A 15,153-nucleotide genomic window follows, 5' to 3' on the forward strand; every position below is an offset into this window, starting at 1 on the left:
CTACCATCGGCGGTTCCGTTCATCGCGCCCCCCACCTGCCCGCGATGGCGCCAAACAACGTAACGAAACACAGGAGTCTGCATGTCTTCCGAGCTGCTCAAGTCCCTTGGCCTGGACGCGATCAACGCTGGCACGTACCTGGGCAACGGGGAGTGGTCGAGCGCGACCAGCGGTGAGCTGATCACCCCGGTCAACCCGACCACCGGCGAGCCGATCGCGCAGGTCCGCGCGACCACCGAGGCCGAATACGACATCGTCGTCGCCCGGGCCCAGGAAGCCTTCAAGGTCTGGCGCACCACGCCGGCGCCGCGCCGCGGCGAAGCCGTGCGCCTGTGCGGTGAAGCACTGCGCAAGCACAAGGACGCCCTCGGCTCGCTGGTCGCGCTGGAGATGGGCAAGAGCAAGCCCGAAGGCGACGGCGAAGTGCAGGAGATGATCGACATCGCCGATTTCGCCGTGGGCCAGAGCCGCATGCTGTACGGCTACACCATGCACTCCGAGCGCCCCGGCCACCGCATGTACGAGCAGTACCACCCGCTGGGCCTGGTCGGCATCATCTCGGCCTTCAACTTCCCGGTGGCGGTGTGGAGCTGGAACTCGTTCCTGGCCGCCATCTGTGGTGACGTCTGCATCTGGAAGCCGTCCAACAAGACCCCGCTGACCGCCATCGCCTCGCTGAAGATCTGCAACGACGCCCTGCGCGAAGCCGGCTTCCCGGACATCTTCTTCCTGATCAACGACGCCGGCACCGCGCTGTCGGAAAAGATGGTCGATGACCGCCGTGTGCCGCTGATCAGCTTCACCGGCTCCACCCAGGTCGGCCGCACCGTCAACGAGAAGGTCGCACGCCGCCTGGGCCGCTGCCTGCTCGAACTCGGCGGCAACAACGCCATCATCCTGGACGAAACCGCCGACCTGAAGCTGGCCGTGCCGGGCATCGTGTTCGGTGCGGTCGGTACCGCCGGCCAGCGCTGCACCACCACTCGCCGCCTGATCGTGCACCGCTCGATCTACGCCGACGTGCTGGCCACCCTGGTCAAGGCCTACAAGCAGGTGGAAGGCAAGATCGGCGACCCGACCGATGCCGCCAACCTGATGGGCCCGCTCAACAGCGACGGCGCCGTGCAGCAGTTCCTCGATGCCATCGCCCAGGCCAAGGCCGCCGGCGGCACCATTGAAACCGGTGGCACCCGCATCGAGCGCGCCGGCAACTTCGTGCTGCCGGCAATCGTCTCCGGCCTGAAGAACAGCGATGCCGTGGTCCAGCACGAGACCTTCGCGCCGATCCTGTACGTGATGCCGTACGACAGCCTCGACGAAGCCATCGACATGCAGAACGGCGTGCCGCAGGGCCTGTCCTCGTCGATCTTCACCCAGAACCTGAAGACCGCCGAGAAGTTCCTGTCGGCCGCCGGCAGCGACTGCGGCATCGCCAACATCAACATCGGCACCTCCGGTGCGGAGATTGGTGGCGCCTTCGGTGGCGAGAAGGACACCGGCGGTGGCCGCGAGTCCGGCTCGGATGCGTGGAAGGTCTACATGCGTCGCCAGACCAACACCATCAACTATTCGGATTCGCTGCCGCTGGCCCAGGGCATCAAGTTCGATCTGTAATGGCGAACGATTCGGCCATGCCTGCGGGTCAGAGCCCCTCCGGGGCTCTGACCCCTGCCCAGGGTCGGATCCCCGCAGGGGCTCCGACCCTCGACTTCAGTGGCCGCCGGGTATTGATCGCCGGCGGCAGCAAGGGCATTGGCCGTGAAATGGCGCTGGCGTTCGCCGCCGCCGGTGCACAGGTTTCGGCCTGCGCCCGCGGCCAGGCCGGGCTGGATGCCCTGCAGGCCGACGCCCGCGCCCAGGGCACGCCGCTGCACACGTTTGCCACCGATCTGGCCGACATCGGCCAGATCCAGGCGTGGCTGGACGCCGCTGCCGACGCACTCGGCGGGGTCGACGTGCTGGTCAACAATGCTACCGGGTACGGCATGGTCGATGACGAGGATGGCTGGGCCGCCAGCCTGCAGATCGACCTGATGGCGGCCGTGCGTGCCTCGCGCCTGGCACTGCCCTGGCTGCGCGCGTCCGGCGATGCCTGCATCCTCAACCTCTCTTCGATCGCCGCGCAGCAGCCGCGCCCCGGTGGCGCGCCCTACGCCGCGGCCAAGGCCGCGCTTTCGCACTACACCACCTCGCAGGCGCTGGCGTTGGCCCCGCACCGCATCCGGGTCAACGCCATCGCACCGGGCTCGATCGCGTTCGACGATGGCCTGTGGGACCGTCGCCGCACCGAAGATCCTGCGTTGTACCACGGCACCCTGGCGAAGATTCCGTTCGGGCGCTTCGGTCATCCGCGCGAGATCGCCGATGCCGCCCTGTTCCTGTGCTCGCCGCTGGCGCGCTGGATCACCGGCCATGTGCTCAATGTCGATGGCGGCCAGGTGTTGATGGGCTGACGCCGGCGCTCCGGTAGCGGCCAACCTTGGTTGGCATGCCTTTCGTCGACCAAGGTCGACGCCTGCCATCGTTTCCTCCGGGCATGGGATTGCCCGGGCAGAGGCACTATCATGTGCACACTGCAAGGAGGACCCCGATGAGCGTGGCACCCCGACAGACAAGTGCCCTGGCCGTAGTGAGCCTGGTCGCCGGCATCGCCAGCTGGACCGTCCTGCCGTTCGTGGCCAGCATCGTGGCCATCGTCACCGGGCACATGGCCCGCGCCGAGATCCGCCGCCGCCCGCACGACCTTGACGGTGACGGTCTGGCCGTCACTGGGCTGGTACTGGGCTGGCTGATGGTCGGCGCCGTGATCGCTGCGATCGTGGTCTTCATCCTGTTCTTCGGCGGCCTGGCCTGGCTCGCCGCGATGTCGAACTGAGCCCGCCATGACGACCTCCGACAGCACTGAACGCTTCAGCAGCCGCGTCGCCGACTACGTCCGTTACCGGCCTGACTACCCATCCGCCCTGCTGGAGTGGCTGCATGGCCCGATGGGCGTCGGCCATCAGGTCCAGGTCGCCGACATCGGCGCCGGCACTGGCATCTCCAGCCGCTTGTTCCTGGCCACCGGCCATCCCGTTGTTGCCGTTGAACCCAATGCGGCCATGCGCGCCGCCGCCGAGCAATGGCTGGGCCCGCAGTACCCGCAGTTCCGGGCCGCCGATGGCCGCGCCGAAGCCACTGGCCTGGATGATGCCAGCATCGATCTGGTCAGCGTCGCCCAAGCCTTCCACTGGTTCGACACCGTGGCCGTGCGCGCCGAGTGGCAGCGCATCCTGCGTCCTGGTGGCCAGGCGCTGATCTACTGGAATTCGCGCCTGCTCGATGCCAGCCCCTTCCTGGTGGGCTACGAGCAGCTGCTGCTTGATTTCGGTACCGACTACAGCGCGGTGGCCGAGCGCTACCAGGATGACGCCATGATGCGGGCATGGTTCGGGACGGGGCTGCGCGGCATGGTGCAGCTGCCGAACGTGCAGTACCTGGATCTGGACGCCCTGCGCGGGCGGCTGCTGTCCTCGTCCTACGCACCGCAGGCCGGTCATCCGCGGCACGCGCCGATGATCGCCGCGCTGCAGGACCTGTTCGCCGCCCACGCGGTCGACGGCCAGGTCGCCTTTGAATATCAAACCCGAGCCTTCCTCGGCACGCTGGACTGAACCGACGCATGTATTCGCTTGCCCGCCCCTTCCTGTTCTCGCTCGACGCCGAGCGCGCCCACGGCCTCGGCCTGTCCGCACTGGACCTGGCCTGGCGCACCGGCACCACGCCGCTGCTGGCCGCCCGCATCGCGCCGATGCCGAGCACCGTGTTCGGGCTGAACTTCCCCAACCCGGTCGGCCTGGCCGCGGGGCTGGACAAGAACGGCGAGCACATCGATGCCCTGTTCGCGCTGGGCTTCGGCTTCGTCGAGATCGGCACCATCACCCCGCGCCCGCAGGCCGGCAACCCGCAGCCGCGCCTGTTCCGCCTGCCGGAACACAACGCCATCATCAACCGCATGGGCTTCAACAATGCCGGCGTGGACGTGCTGGTGCGCAATGTCGAACGCGCGCGCAACCGCCGTGGCCTGCTCGGCATCAACATCGGCAAGAACAAGGACACCGCCAACGAACAGGCGGCCGATGACTACATCGCCTGCATGGACAAGGTGTACCCGCTGGCCGACTACATCACCGTCAACATTTCCTCGCCCAACACCGCCGGCCTGCGCGAACTGCAGGAAGAGACCGCGCTGCGCCAGCTGGTCAGCCAGCTGCGTGACCGCCAGGAAACCCTCGCCGCGCAACACGGTCGTCGCGTGCCGATGCTGGTGAAGGTGGCACCGGACCTGAGCGAGCGCGACATCGATGCCGCCGCGCGTGTGCTGGGCGAACTTCAGGTGGACGGCGTGATCGCCACCAATACCACCATCGACCACAGCAAGGTGGCCGGCGATCCGCTGGCCAACGAAGCCGGCGGCCTGTCCGGCGCACCGGTGCTGGAACAGTCCACGCTGGTGCTGCGCCGGTTGCGCGCGCGCCTGCCCGAATCGGTGCCGCTGGTCGGTGTCGGCGGCATCCTGTCCGGTGCTGACGCGGTGGCCAAGATGGCTGCCGGTGCCGCACTGGTGCAGTGCTACAGCGGACTGATCTTCCGTGGCCCGGCGCTGGTTTCCGAATGCGTGGAGGCGATCCGTCGCCGCCGCGAAGCGCCGAGCCGTGGCGCGGTGGCACCGCTGTGAGCGCGCCCATGGACACCACCGACGCCGCCGCACCACTGCGCTGGACGCTCACCCGCAATGCGCCGCTGCAGGCGCTGAACACCTTCCATGTGCGGGCCAGCGCGGCACAGCTGCTGGAACTGCACGACCCGGCGCTGTTGCCGGAGGTACTGGCGCTGCCCGAAGTGGCTGAGGGCCCGTTGCTGGTACTGGGCAGCGGTAGCAATGTGCTGATCGCCGAGGACCTGCCCGGCACCGTGCTGGTGTTCGGCAACCGCGACATCAGCTTCCTCGAACACCGCGCCGACCATGCGGTGATCCGCGCCGGCGCCGGTGTACCGTGGCATGGTCTGGTGATGTGGTCGCTGCAGGAAGGCCTGTCCGGGCTGGAAAATCTGGCACTGATTCCCGGCACCGCCGGTGCCGCGCCCATCCAGAACATCGGCGCCTATGGCGTGCAGGTCGGCGAGTTCATCCAGGCCGTCGAAGCCTGGGACTGCCAGCAGCAGGCCTGGGTCCGCCTGGACAACGAGCAGTGCGGCTTCGCTTACCGCGACAGCGTGTTCAAGCAGCAGATGGACCGTTACCTGATCACCGCCATCGAGCTGAAGCTGCCGCTGCTGCACGACCTGCGCATGGACTACGCCGGGATCCGCGAGGAGCTGCACGCTCAGGGCGTGGAACTACCGGGCGCGGTGGACGTGGCCAATGCAGTGATCGCCATCCGCCGCCGCAAGCTGCCCGACCCGGATGTGCTGGGCAATGCCGGCAGTTTCTTCAAGAACCCGGTGCTGCCGCTGGAGCAGGTCGACGTGTTGCTGCAGCACTTTCCCGAGCTGCCGGTGTTTCCGGCCGAGCAGGAGGACAAGCGCAAGGTCTCGGCGGCCTGGATGATCGAGTCCTGCGGATGGAAGGGCTTCCGCGAAGGCGATGCGGGCGTGGCGCCGAGCCATGCGCTGGTGCTGGTCAACCACGGCAACGCTACCGGCGCCGAACTGCTGGCACTGGCGCGCCGCATCTCGGCCTCAGTGCTGGAGAAATTCGGCGTACCGATCGAACCGGAGCCCCGCCTGCTCGGCGCACAGTGGTGAACAGCCCCACCCTCTCCCCCGGCGCCACTCCGATGCGGGCGGCGCTGCTGATGCTCGGCAGCACGATGGCCTTTGGCCTGATGGCGGTCGCCATCCGCTACGCCACGCGCTACGTGCCGACCCAGGAAGTGGCGTTCTTCCGCAACGCCTTCGGCCTGCTTGCACTGCTGCCGATGCTGCTGCGGCCGGGCCGCGCGCCATTGAAGACCCAGCAGCTGCCCCGCTATTTCGTGCGCAGTGCGATCGGGCTGGCGTCGATGCTGTGTGCGTTCTGGGCGCTGGGACACCTGCCGTTGGCCCAGGCGGTCTCGCTCTCATACTCCACGCCGCTGTTCGTCACCATTGCCGCGGTACTTTGGCTGGGCGAAACCGTGCGCGTACGCCGCTGGGCGGCGGTGGTGGTCGGCTTCATCGGCGTGCTGGTGATCGTGCGCCCTGGCACCGCCGGCTTCACCGCTGGCAGCCTGGTCGCGGTCTGCGCGGCCGTGCTCAGCTCGCTGGTGGCAATCCAGATCAAGCAGCTGACCCGCATCGACAGTGCCGACACCGTGGTGCTCTACACCTATGTGTTCTGGGTGCCGCTGTCGCTGGTCCCGGCGCTGTTCGTCTGGGTCTGGCCCACCGGCATGGCCTGGTTGTGGCTGCTGGCCACCGGCGTGCTTGGCACCCTGGGCCAGCTGTTGTGGACGCGCGCACTGCGCCTGGGCGAGGTGTCAGCGCTGACCCCGATCAGCTTCCTGCAGCTTCCGCTGGTGACCCTGTGTGGCTGGCTGCTGTTCAATGAAACCGTCGATCGCTGGACGATCCTCGGTGCCGGCATCATCCTCGCCGCCAATGCCTATATCGCCCATCGCGAAGCCGTGCTGTCGCGGCGTGCGGCCAGCGCTGCCGCCTCAGCCGCAGCCAAACCGGCCGAGTAGATCCGCGCCAAGCGTGGATAACAACCTTCCCGCCTGATCACGCCATCCACGCATGGCGTGGATCTACAGCGCGCGATACGCGCGCTCGGCGGCATCAAACACGTTGCCCGGAGCGAACTGCTCGCTGAGGAAATGCAGCGACTGCCGACGCAGCTGGGGCGAACGATCCAGCGCGCCTGGCGCCAGCAGCACCTGCTGGAATTCAATCAGGTCCTGCAGGATGCGCCAGTGACGATACCAGGCGATCCAGCGAGGATCGCCCAGGTCGCTGCCATAACCTTCGCCGAAACCCGCCGGGTTCTCACGGCCCCAACGCCCGCCAACGGCGGCACCGACAAACATCAGGTCACGTTCGCGCGGTGCCAGTGACAGGCCGTCCCAGTCGATCAGGTGCAGGCCGCCATCGTTGCCCATCAGCAGGTTGCCGGCGTGCAGGTCGGTGTGGCACAGGTGCAGGTCCACCGCAACGCCCTGCAGTGCGCCGTACAGCTGCAACGCGTGTGCGTGCAGCGCGGCGATGCGCGCGTGTTGCTGCTGCCATATGGAGACGAACGCACGACTGAGCCCGTCCTGAGCAGCCGGCAGGCCGCCCTCCGCCAGCCAGCGGCCCACCGTTTCCAGCGCTGCGGGCTCCAGCTGCACCCGCGGCAATGCGCCCTGCAGTTCCGCAGGCAGCTGCACCTCGTGCAGACGCCGCAGCACCTGGCCCAACCGGTTCCACTGGGCGCGGCTCAAGGGGGCCTCGAAACCGGACTGACCTTCGATATAGGGAAACAGGGTGAACTGCAGGCCCCAGCGCTGAACCGATGCGCCGCCGGTGAGTGCCGGCCAGGGCGCCACGATCTCGTCGATGCCGGAGGTGCCGCGCAACCAATGCAGGCTGTCCCACACCGTGGGATCGACCTGGTAGGTACGGCATTTCAGCCACCACTGGCCATGCCGCGCATCGACGCGGTACACGCTGGCGCCCGCGTCGGCGCCCACTGCGCGTGGCACCACCGCGGTCGCCGTAATGCCGTAGGACTGTTGTAGAACTTCGCCGAGATGCTGCGCCGACGCGAATGACATGAATGGAAGGGGAAAGTATTACCTGCGCCCACTATCGCAGATGCCCTCGCCGAGACACAGACATGTCCGTCACAACGTCGTGCCGGGGCGCGCTGAGGGCTGGCCCGCGACGCGACGCATCAACGCTTCCAGCGGGCCACGCGCAAACCGCCACGACCACAGCCACGCTGCGCCCGTCGCCAGCATCAGGAACAGCAGCGCCCACAACAGCACCGCCCCCAACGAAGCGCTGCCGTCCAGCAGGCCCAGGCTTTCCAGTGTGCCCATGCCCAGCAGGATGTGGCCTGCATACAGGGTCAGGGTCATGCGCCCTGCGGCGGTGAACGGTTCCATCCAGTCACCCGGGCATCGACGCGTGAGCAGCAGGCAGGTGGCGATCAGCGAACACGCCGCACCAGCGCCGGTCAGCAGGTAGGCCGGACCGGGTGGCATCGGCTGCGTTCCCAGCCACACCTGCCAGGGCGTTGCCTGCGCCAGATGCTGCACACCGTGGCCGGCAACGATCAGCAAAAGCCCCAGCATCAGCACTGCCCGCTGCACCCGGGGTACCGACAGCGGCAGGCGCGCCAACAGCATCCCCAGCAGGAAGAAGCACAGCCACGGCAGCACTGGATGGAAACCGTTGAACAGCAGGTTGCGCACCGCGCCAGGCCATTGCCAGAGGCCCGCGTACTCCAGTGTCTGCCAATTCCAGCCTTCACTGTAATCCCAGCGCAGCAGCGCCCAGAACGAGCACGCCGCCAGGCCGACGATGCTGGCCAGCAACACCTTCGCCGACGCGTGCAGCCACAGCACTGCAAGCACGAAGTACGCCGCGTAATAGTGCAGGATGTCGGCCGGAAACAGGGTCAGGTTGAGCAGGCCCAACACCAGCAGGACCATCGCGCGCCGCCAGGTCTGCAGCGTTGCCGGCCCCCATCGCTCGCGCTGCGTGGCCAGCACCAGGCCCAGCCCTGCCAGCGTGACGAAGGTCGCCGAGGCCTTGCCCTCCAGCAGGTGGAAGAAACCGGCCAGCCAACCGTCACCTTCCGCAGGAACGGCCATGGCCAGCCGGAAGTTGACCAGCACCATGCCGGCCAGAGCCAGATAGCGCGCCAGATCCAGGCCATGCATGCGCCGGTCGACGCCACTCACCCGCGTGCGCCCAGCAGTGCCAGCAACGGGCCAGGATCAAGCGCGTCACCCTGCGTACCACCGGCCTGGAAAAGGCCCTGGCGCAGTGCATCGCTCTCGATGGCATCCAGCACCACCTGCGCCTGCAGCGCCGGTGTCAGCGCAGGCCGCCGGCGTTCGCGCTGTGCCATGCGCAGCAGTGCATCGGCCAGCGCCTGCTGCACCTGCCGTCGATTGGCGTTGAACGCGGCGGCGACTTCCGGGGTCCGCGCACATTCGGCAAGGACCTCGACGGCGAGCGTCGCCCACTCCGGCTGCCGGCACAGCGCGTGGAACGCCTCAAGGAAGGCCACTACCTGCGTGCGCTCACCGTCGGCTGCCGCCAACCGGGCCAGCAGCGGCGCCAGCTCTTCGCTCTCGGCCACCGCCACCGCAAGGATGATCGCCTGCTTGCCCGGGAAGTGGTTGTAGAGATTGCCCAGACTGACCCCGGCCGCCTGCGCGATGTCACGCATGCTGGTCTGGTGGAAGCCCTTGGTCAGAAAGCACTGCAGGGCCGCCTGCAGGATCTGGGCGATGCGTTGCTGGTTGCGGTCGATGCGGTTCATGGCGCAGATACTGAACGAACGTTCGTACATTGCAAGGGATCCAGCGCACGCCGGCAGGCCATTGTTCAGCCCCCTGCCGCCTCAGAAGAACTCATCAAGCAACCGGTAGAACGCCAGCCGCCGCTCATCGGCAACCAGGCCATAGCGCTGGAACAAGGGCGCCACCCAACGGGTGCCTTCGAAATTGTCGACCAGACTGCGCGCGGCCAACGCCAGGTCCTGGTAACGATCCGCCACGCCGAGCCGCCCGCAGTCGATGAACCCGCTGAAGCGACCATTGACCGCCATCAGATTGGGCAGGCAGGCGTCGCCATGGCTCACCACCAGGTCTTCGTGTTCCGGCCGGGTGGCCTGAAGGTCGGCGAACACCTGCTGCGGGCTCTGGCCGAGGCGTTCGTCATCGAAATCGTCGGCGTCGACCAGGCCACCCTGCACCCGCGCTGCCGCAGCCTGCAGACGCAAAGCAATGCGCTGGTCGAAGGGACAGGCGGCAACCGGCAGCGCGTGCAGGCCACGCAGGGCATCGGCCAGCACCTCAACCAACGCCTGCGGCGCGAGCTCCGGCGACGACGCCAGATCTCGCCCAGGCAACGCGCTCATCAGCAACCAGCGGCGCCCTGCTTCCTCGATGGTGGCGATCACCGTCGGCGCGGGCTGCCCCTGTGCCTGCAACCAGCGCAGGCGTGCGATCTCATCGCCAAGTTCGCTGAAGGCGTCGATCACTTCCGATTTCAGGAAAGCATCGGCCTGCCCGTGCCGATGCACGCGGGCAACCTCCGCGCGCGAAGCGCCGATCGATTGCCGTTCGATGCGGGCCTCGGCCAGAGTCTGCCGCCACGCCTGCGGCAACGGCATCCCGCTCGGGGTGGGTCCGGTTTCATCCATGCGCATGCGAAGTCCTGCCTCAGTCGGTGACGCGGGCGATTGTCGCGCACTTCCAGCAGGCGCTCGGCCGCGCTGAACCGGATCCGTACGTCGGGGCGCCGGGAGATGGACGAGATCCGGCTTGACGTCCACAGTGGCCAGCGCCGCGCAGGCGGTGTGCAGTGGCGTTCGCTGCAACTCTCCCATACAAGGAAGCAACATGAAGTTGATGGTCATCGGCGCCAGCAGGGGCCTCGGTCGGGCGTTCGTGGAAGGCCTGTGCTGCCCCGGCGATACGGTTATCGGCGTTTCCCGCAGCCGCCCGCGCGACCTGCAATGCCCGGATGGAATCACCCTGCAATGGATCGAGGCCGACCTGGCCCAGCCCTCCACTGCCGCCGACCACATTGCCGCGCAGGCACCGGCCGATCTGGACGTGCTGATCCACAACCTGGGCATCTGGGAAGAGAAGGCTTTCAGCGAAGAGTACGCCTTCCTCGATGAAAGCGATGCGGCGCTCACGCAGCTGGTCGACGTCAACATCACCGCCACGCTGGTGCTGCTGCAGCGCCTGTTGCCGCGCGTACTGAACGCGCCGCGACCGCAGCTGGTGCTGACCGGCTCGACCTCGGCATTGCCGCGCAGCGGCCGTCCGGAAGTAGCGTTCGGCGCCTCGAAATTCGCACTCAATGGCATCGCCGACGCATTGCGCGAAGGCTTCCGTGATCGACGCCTGGCGGTGACCAGCCTGCAGCTGGGTTATCTCAATACCGACGATGCGCTGTCGGTACCGGTGGCCGACGCGGCGGCACGTGGCCAAGGTGAACTGGTGCCGGTGCACGACGTGGTGGCCATGGTGCGTGCACTGCTGCAGCTGTCGCCGTCCGGCTTCGTACGCGAACTGGTGCTGCCGGCCATCGCCGACCCTCGCTACTGACCATGACAGCCAGCGCCGTGCGGCCTCAGTGGCCGCGCGCGCGGCCGTGGTTTACCCTGCTCCTCACTGGCCGTCGGTCACAGGCGGGAACCTGCTATGGATGCGCTTTCACGGGTTGCGGCCCAGGTCCTGGACAGCGCCCTGCCCAGCCTGCCGCTGTACCTGCTGCAGGCCACCGCGGTGATCGGCATGATCGGCGTGCTGCTGATCGCCACCCGCCGTGCCGGCCATGCCATCGAAGGCCGCCGGCTGTACGTGGGCGTGGCGCTGGGCCTGATCTACCTGTTCAATTCCTGGTTCGTGGCCCGCTATACCCAGGGGGTGGTCAAGCTCCACCTCGGCTTCGATATCCTGTTGATCAGTGGTCTGCTCGGCGGCTGGCGCGGCGGCCTGGCCTGTCTCGCCGGCAGCCTGATGGCGCGCTACCAGTTTTCGGGTACGCAGTTCTTCCTGCCTGCCAGCCTCGAGTCCACCCTGCAGATGCTGGCCGGCATCTGGCTGCGTCGTCGCCTGCACCCGCGCATGCTCGGCGAACTCTCGCTGCGCATCCTCCTGCAGGCGTGGGGGGTGCGCATCGTGGTCACCGCCCTCGGCCTGGCGCTGGGCGTGGCGATCATCGGCGCCGCCCACCTGCCGGTGGAAGAACTGGCAATCCAGCGTTTGCTGGCGTTGCCGCTTTCGCTGCTGATGCTCGGCGCGGTGTTCGCGCTGGTCTACAACGACGCGCAGATCGATGCGCAGCGTCAGCGCGAACAGGCCTGGCTGCGCGTCGATCCGATCAGTGGGCTGCCGAACATGCGTGCACTGGGCGAACGCCTGCAGCAGGTCTGGCGCGACAACGACGGCGTCGGCAAGGCCTGCCTGATCGTGGCCGAGATGGGCAACCTGCGCGACCTGCGCCTTCGCTATGGGCCCTTGCAGGACAACGGGCTGTGGCGACGCGACAGCAGCGACGACGTGCGTCGGCTGCTGCCGCCGCTACCCGCAGAGCGGGTGGAGATCTACCAGTTTGGCGACGCCGCGCTGGCGATCCTGATCCATGGCCTGTCGCTGCCCGAACTGCGCGTGCAGCCGCAGATTGCCGAACTGGCCTCCAACCTGGCCGACCGGGTTGCGCAGGACTGGCCGGGCTTCCGGCCGCTGTTCCGTTGCGCGGTGGTGGAACTGAAGCCTCCAGGTGATGCCGACGATGGCCATCTGCCGTTCCGCGCGATCACCCTGGCACTGAGTGCGATCGAATCAGGCGTGGTGTTTTTCGATGATCCGATCCAGCGCGACAGCGAGATCGACGCCCTGATCGAGAGCGCGCTCGATCATTGGCTGCAGCAGGGTGACGCCCCGCTGTGCTACCAGCCCAAGCATCGCCTGCATGATCGGCAGCTGGTGGGTGCCGAGGCGCTGCTGCGCATGCGCGATGGTGAAGGGCGCGCCATCGCACCGATGCGGGTAATCGCGCTGGTGCGTCGGCACGGCCGGCTGGCGGACCTGGAGTGGGCCACGCTGCGTTCGGCGGTGCGTTTCCTGCAGCACAGCCAGCAGGACGTCGCCGCGCTGACCATCGCCGTCAACGTCTCGGCCGAATCACTGCGCCTGCCCGACTTCGGCCTGCGCCTGCAGGAGCTGCTGCAGCTGCATGCCGTGGCCGGTGCGAGGCTGCGCCTGGAGATCGTCGAGTGGACGGAGATCGTCGAGCGCGACGTCGTCGACGCCAACATCGCCCAGTTGCTCGCTGCCGGCGTGACGTTGTCGCTGGATGATTTCGGTGCCGGCTACTCCACGCTCATCCTGCTTTCGCAGCTGGCCATCGCCGAGGTCAAGATCGAGCAGTCGCTGATCGCCACACTGGCCGATGCGAAATCGCAGTCCATTGTCCGCTTCATCGTCGAGGTTGCTCATCGCTGCGGCGCGATCGTGGTGGCCGAGGGCACCGAAACACTGGCGCAGGAACAGCAGCTGCGTGCGTTGGGGGTGGATGTCGGACAGGGCTACCTGTACTCGGCGGCGCTGCCGGCCGCCGAGTTCCGCCAGCTTGCGGCACGCTAGCCGGCAGGGTTCAGATCGCGTAGAAGCCCAGGAACATCGCCACCGCCGACTCGGCCACGCGCGTGCGTTCGGCCGCACTCAACGGCGCCTGCCCCATCGTCACCTGCGGCCAGAACGCAAAGCTCTTCACCAGCCCGTGCAGCTGGTGGCCGGCAAACTCCGGATCGACCGCGCGCAGCCGGCCATCGGCCATCGCGGCGCGGATCCAGGCACTCTCGCCGCTCTCCTTCTCGCCCATGCGGCAGACGATGGCCTGCGCGCGCTCGGGGGAATGGATGATCTCGGCCATTGCCACCCGCGCCAGGTCGATGAAGTTGGCGTCGCTGAGCAGCTCCAGCTTCTGGCCCAGCAGTTGCAGCAACTGCGCCTCCAATGGCTGGTCGGCGCGGTACGGCAGTGTGTCGCTGGCAACGCTGCGCTCCCACAACTCCTCCAGGATCATCGAGAACAGCGCTTCCTTGCTCGGGAAGTGGTTGTAGACGGTGCGCTTGGACACCCCCGCCACTTCGGCAATGCGATCCATGCTGGTGGCCTCGTAGCCCGCTGCACGGAACTCCTCGACCGCCGCGCGCACGATGGCCTCGCGTTTGCGGTCGGTCAGGCGTTGCGGGGCACGGGGCATGGCAGAGCACCAGGAATCTGAACGGATGCCCACATTTTACACCCGGCAGTGTACTTTTGAAAAACAGGAAACTACACTGTGCAGTGTACTCAGCGGACGTCACCCATGAAGCGCCTGCTCCTTGTCCTCCTGCTTGGAATCCTTGCCGTGACCGCCTACACCTTCTGCAAGTCCTGGTCCCTCCCCGACTTCCCGGCCTCGCCGCAGTACCGCGACGGCAAGTTCCGCAATGCCCTGCCGAAGCCGGCGATGGGCCTGCGCGACGGCCTGGAGATCTGGTGGACGTTCCTGTTCAACAAGCCCAAGGGCACCGTGCCCGCCCACCCCATCCCGGTGCAGCCTCTGGACCGCGCCACGCTGGATGCCGCGCCCGACCGTAGCCTGTTCCGCATCGGCCATTCCACGATCCTGCTGAAGCTGCGCGGCCAGTACTGGCTGACCGACCCGGTGTTCTCCGAGCGCGCCTCGCCGGTGCAGTGGATGGGCCCGGCGCGCTTCCATGCCCCGCCGATCAGCATCGATGAATTGCCGCCGATCGCCGGCGTGATTCTCTCGCACAACCATTACGACCACCTCGACCACGCGGCAGTGATGCAGCTGGATCGCAAGACCGCGCGCTTCATCGCCCCGCTTGGCGTGGGTGACCAGTTGATCGCCTGGGGCATCGACGCGGGCAAGGTGGAACAGCTGGACTGGTGGCAATCGACCGAGGCCAACGGCCTGCGCCTGACCGCCACGCCAGGCCAGCACTTCTCCGGCCGCGGGCTGGGCGACAGTGACCGCAGCCTGTGGGCGTCGTGGGTGATCCAGGACGGTGACTTCCGCATCTTCTTCAGCGGAGACACCGGCTACTTCGACGGCTTCAAGGCCATCGGCGAGAAGTACGGCCCGTTCGACCTGACCATGATCGAAACCGGTGCCTACGACCCGCGTTGGGCCTTCGTGCACATGCAGCCCGAACAGACCCTGCAGGCGCATCTGGACCTGCGCGGCAAGTGGCTGCTGCCGATCCACAACGGCACCTTCGATCTGGCCCTGCACGAATGGCAGCAGCCGTTTGAGCGCATCACCGCGCTGGCCGCCGCCAGCAACGTGCCGGTAGCGACGCCGATGATGGGCGAGGTCCTGGACATGCAGGCGCCGCAGGCCGGCACACGCTGGTGGGAAAAGGTGCAGCTGTAACGCAGCCCG

General features: G+C 67.5%; 15 protein-coding genes. 10 read left to right on the forward strand and 5 right to left on the reverse strand.

Annotation, left to right across the window (positions count from 1 at the left end):
- Positions 1–81: 81 nt before the first annotated feature.
- From amaB to LZ605_RS06720, 7 genes are all read left to right on the forward strand, one after another.
- The gene (gene amaB / locus LZ605_RS06690) at positions 82–1,614 is read left to right on the forward strand and encodes an L-piperidine-6-carboxylate dehydrogenase (protein ID WP_249844222.1); all 1,533 of its coding nucleotides are present in this window, start codon (positions 82–84) and stop codon (positions 1,612–1,614) included.
- On the forward strand, positions 1,614–2,453 hold the full coding sequence (locus LZ605_RS06695) for an SDR family NAD(P)-dependent oxidoreductase (RefSeq protein WP_249844223.1): 840 nt from the start codon (positions 1,614–1,616) through the stop codon (positions 2,451–2,453). The genes amaB and LZ605_RS06695 overlap by 1 nt, the downstream gene beginning before the upstream one ends.
- Positions 2,454–2,590: 137 nt before the next feature.
- Positions 2,591–2,875 (forward strand): DUF4190 domain-containing protein, encoded by a 285-nt coding sequence (locus LZ605_RS06700; protein ID WP_107232363.1) that lies wholly within the window; start codon positions 2,591–2,593, stop codon positions 2,873–2,875.
- Positions 2,876–2,882: 7 nt separating this feature from the next.
- A complete protein-coding gene (locus LZ605_RS06705) occupies positions 2,883–3,653 on the forward strand; it encodes a class I SAM-dependent methyltransferase (protein WP_249844224.1) in 771 nt (256 codons plus the stop codon).
- 8 nt (positions 3,654–3,661) lie between these two features.
- Positions 3,662–4,717 carry a quinone-dependent dihydroorotate dehydrogenase gene (locus LZ605_RS06710; protein WP_249844225.1) on the forward strand — a complete coding sequence of 352 codons (1,056 nt, stop codon included), beginning with the start codon at positions 3,662–3,664 and terminating at the stop codon, positions 4,715–4,717.
- 8 nt (positions 4,718–4,725) lie between these two features.
- Complete coding sequence (gene murB / locus LZ605_RS06715) at positions 4,726–5,787, forward strand: UDP-N-acetylmuramate dehydrogenase (RefSeq protein ID WP_249844226.1); 1,062 nt, start codon at positions 4,726–4,728, stop codon at positions 5,785–5,787.
- Between the two features lie 32 nt (positions 5,788–5,819).
- Positions 5,820–6,707 (forward strand): DMT family transporter, encoded by an 888-nt coding sequence (locus LZ605_RS06720; protein ID WP_249845003.1) that lies wholly within the window; start codon positions 5,820–5,822, stop codon positions 6,705–6,707.
- Between the two features lie 63 nt (positions 6,708–6,770).
- Here LZ605_RS06720 and LZ605_RS06725 read toward each other — a convergent pair whose 3' ends face one another.
- The 4 genes from LZ605_RS06725 to LZ605_RS06740 all read right to left on the reverse strand — a co-directional run bounded on the left by LZ605_RS06725 (position 6,771) and on the right by LZ605_RS06740 (position 10,351).
- Positions 6,771–7,775, reverse strand: a complete 1,005-nt coding sequence (locus tag LZ605_RS06725; RefSeq protein WP_249844227.1) for an aminoglycoside phosphotransferase family protein — start codon at positions 7,773–7,775, stop codon at positions 6,771–6,773.
- 69 nt (positions 7,776–7,844) lie between these two features.
- Positions 7,845–8,909, reverse strand: a complete 1,065-nt coding sequence (locus LZ605_RS06730; protein WP_306803879.1) for a DUF418 domain-containing protein — start codon at positions 8,907–8,909, stop codon at positions 7,845–7,847.
- Positions 8,906–9,496: a TetR/AcrR family transcriptional regulator gene (locus tag LZ605_RS06735; RefSeq protein ID WP_306803901.1), complete on the reverse strand. Its 591-nt coding sequence runs from the start codon at positions 9,494–9,496 to the stop codon at positions 8,906–8,908. Before LZ605_RS06735 ends, LZ605_RS06730 begins: the two co-directional genes overlap by 4 nt.
- 81 nt (positions 9,497–9,577) lie before the next feature.
- Positions 9,578–10,351, reverse strand: a complete 774-nt coding sequence (locus tag LZ605_RS06740; protein WP_409461437.1) for an APH(3')-II family aminoglycoside O-phosphotransferase — start codon at positions 10,349–10,351, stop codon at positions 9,578–9,580.
- Positions 10,352–10,580: 229 nt separating this feature from the next.
- On the opposite strand from LZ605_RS06740, the gene LZ605_RS06745 reads away from it, so the two are divergent.
- Entirely contained in the window at positions 10,581–11,297 is a 717-nt protein-coding gene (locus tag LZ605_RS06745) for an SDR family NAD(P)-dependent oxidoreductase (protein ID WP_249844231.1), read from the forward strand.
- A gap of 96 nt (positions 11,298–11,393) precedes the next feature.
- Entirely contained in the window at positions 11,394–13,340 is a 1,947-nt protein-coding gene (locus tag LZ605_RS06750; RefSeq protein WP_229557920.1) for an EAL domain-containing protein, read from the forward strand.
- Between the two features lie 10 nt (positions 13,341–13,350).
- Here LZ605_RS06750 and LZ605_RS06755 read toward each other — a convergent pair whose 3' ends face one another.
- The gene (locus tag LZ605_RS06755; protein ID WP_229557921.1) at positions 13,351–13,962 is read right to left on the reverse strand and encodes a TetR/AcrR family transcriptional regulator; all 612 of its coding nucleotides are present in this window, start codon (positions 13,960–13,962) and stop codon (positions 13,351–13,353) included.
- A gap of 105 nt (positions 13,963–14,067) precedes the next feature.
- On the opposite strand from LZ605_RS06755, the gene LZ605_RS06760 reads away from it, so the two are divergent.
- On the forward strand, positions 14,068–15,144 hold the full coding sequence (locus LZ605_RS06760; RefSeq protein WP_229557922.1) for an MBL fold metallo-hydrolase: 1,077 nt from the start codon (positions 14,068–14,070) through the stop codon (positions 15,142–15,144).
- The last annotated feature ends 9 nt before the right edge of the window (positions 15,145–15,153 follow it).

It is taken from the genome of Stenotrophomonas maltophilia (assembly GCF_023518235.1).
Lineage (GTDB): Bacteria > Pseudomonadota > Gammaproteobacteria > Xanthomonadales > Xanthomonadaceae > Stenotrophomonas.

Bases quoted from the DNA above. Each gene is read 5' to 3' on its own strand.
- LZ605_RS06720 (WP_249845003.1), top strand. From the start codon at position 5,820: ATGCGGGCGGCGCTGCTGATGCTCGGCAGCACGATGGCCTTTGGCCTG.
- LZ605_RS06750 (WP_229557920.1), top strand. From the start codon at position 11,394: ATGGATGCGCTTTCACGGGTTGCGGCCCAGGTCCTGGACAGCGCCCTG.
- LZ605_RS06725 (WP_249844227.1), bottom strand. From the start codon at position 7,775: ATGTCATTCGCGTCGGCGCAGCATCTCGGCGAAGTTCTACAACAGTCC.
- amaB (WP_249844222.1), top strand. From the start codon at position 82: ATGTCTTCCGAGCTGCTCAAGTCCCTTGGCCTGGACGCGATCAACGCT.
- murB (WP_249844226.1), top strand. From the start codon at position 4,726: ATGGACACCACCGACGCCGCCGCACCACTGCGCTGGACGCTCACCCGC.
- LZ605_RS06760 (WP_229557922.1), top strand. From the start codon at position 14,068: ATGAAGCGCCTGCTCCTTGTCCTCCTGCTTGGAATCCTTGCCGTGACC.
- LZ605_RS06735 (WP_306803901.1), bottom strand. From the start codon at position 9,496: ATGAACCGCATCGACCGCAACCAGCAACGCATCGCCCAGATCCTGCAG.
- LZ605_RS06710 (WP_249844225.1), top strand. From the start codon at position 3,662: ATGTATTCGCTTGCCCGCCCCTTCCTGTTCTCGCTCGACGCCGAGCGC.
- LZ605_RS06740 (WP_409461437.1), bottom strand. From the start codon at position 10,351: ATGCCGTTGCCGCAGGCGTGGCGGCAGACTCTGGCCGAGGCCCGCATC.
- LZ605_RS06745 (WP_249844231.1), top strand. From the start codon at position 10,581: ATGAAGTTGATGGTCATCGGCGCCAGCAGGGGCCTCGGTCGGGCGTTC.
- LZ605_RS06705 (WP_249844224.1), top strand. From the start codon at position 2,883: ATGACGACCTCCGACAGCACTGAACGCTTCAGCAGCCGCGTCGCCGAC.
- LZ605_RS06755 (WP_229557921.1), bottom strand. From the start codon at position 13,962: ATGCCCCGTGCCCCGCAACGCCTGACCGACCGCAAACGCGAGGCCATC.
- LZ605_RS06700 (WP_107232363.1), top strand. From the start codon at position 2,591: ATGAGCGTGGCACCCCGACAGACAAGTGCCCTGGCCGTAGTGAGCCTG.
- LZ605_RS06695 (WP_249844223.1), top strand. From the start codon at position 1,614: ATGGCGAACGATTCGGCCATGCCTGCGGGTCAGAGCCCCTCCGGGGCT.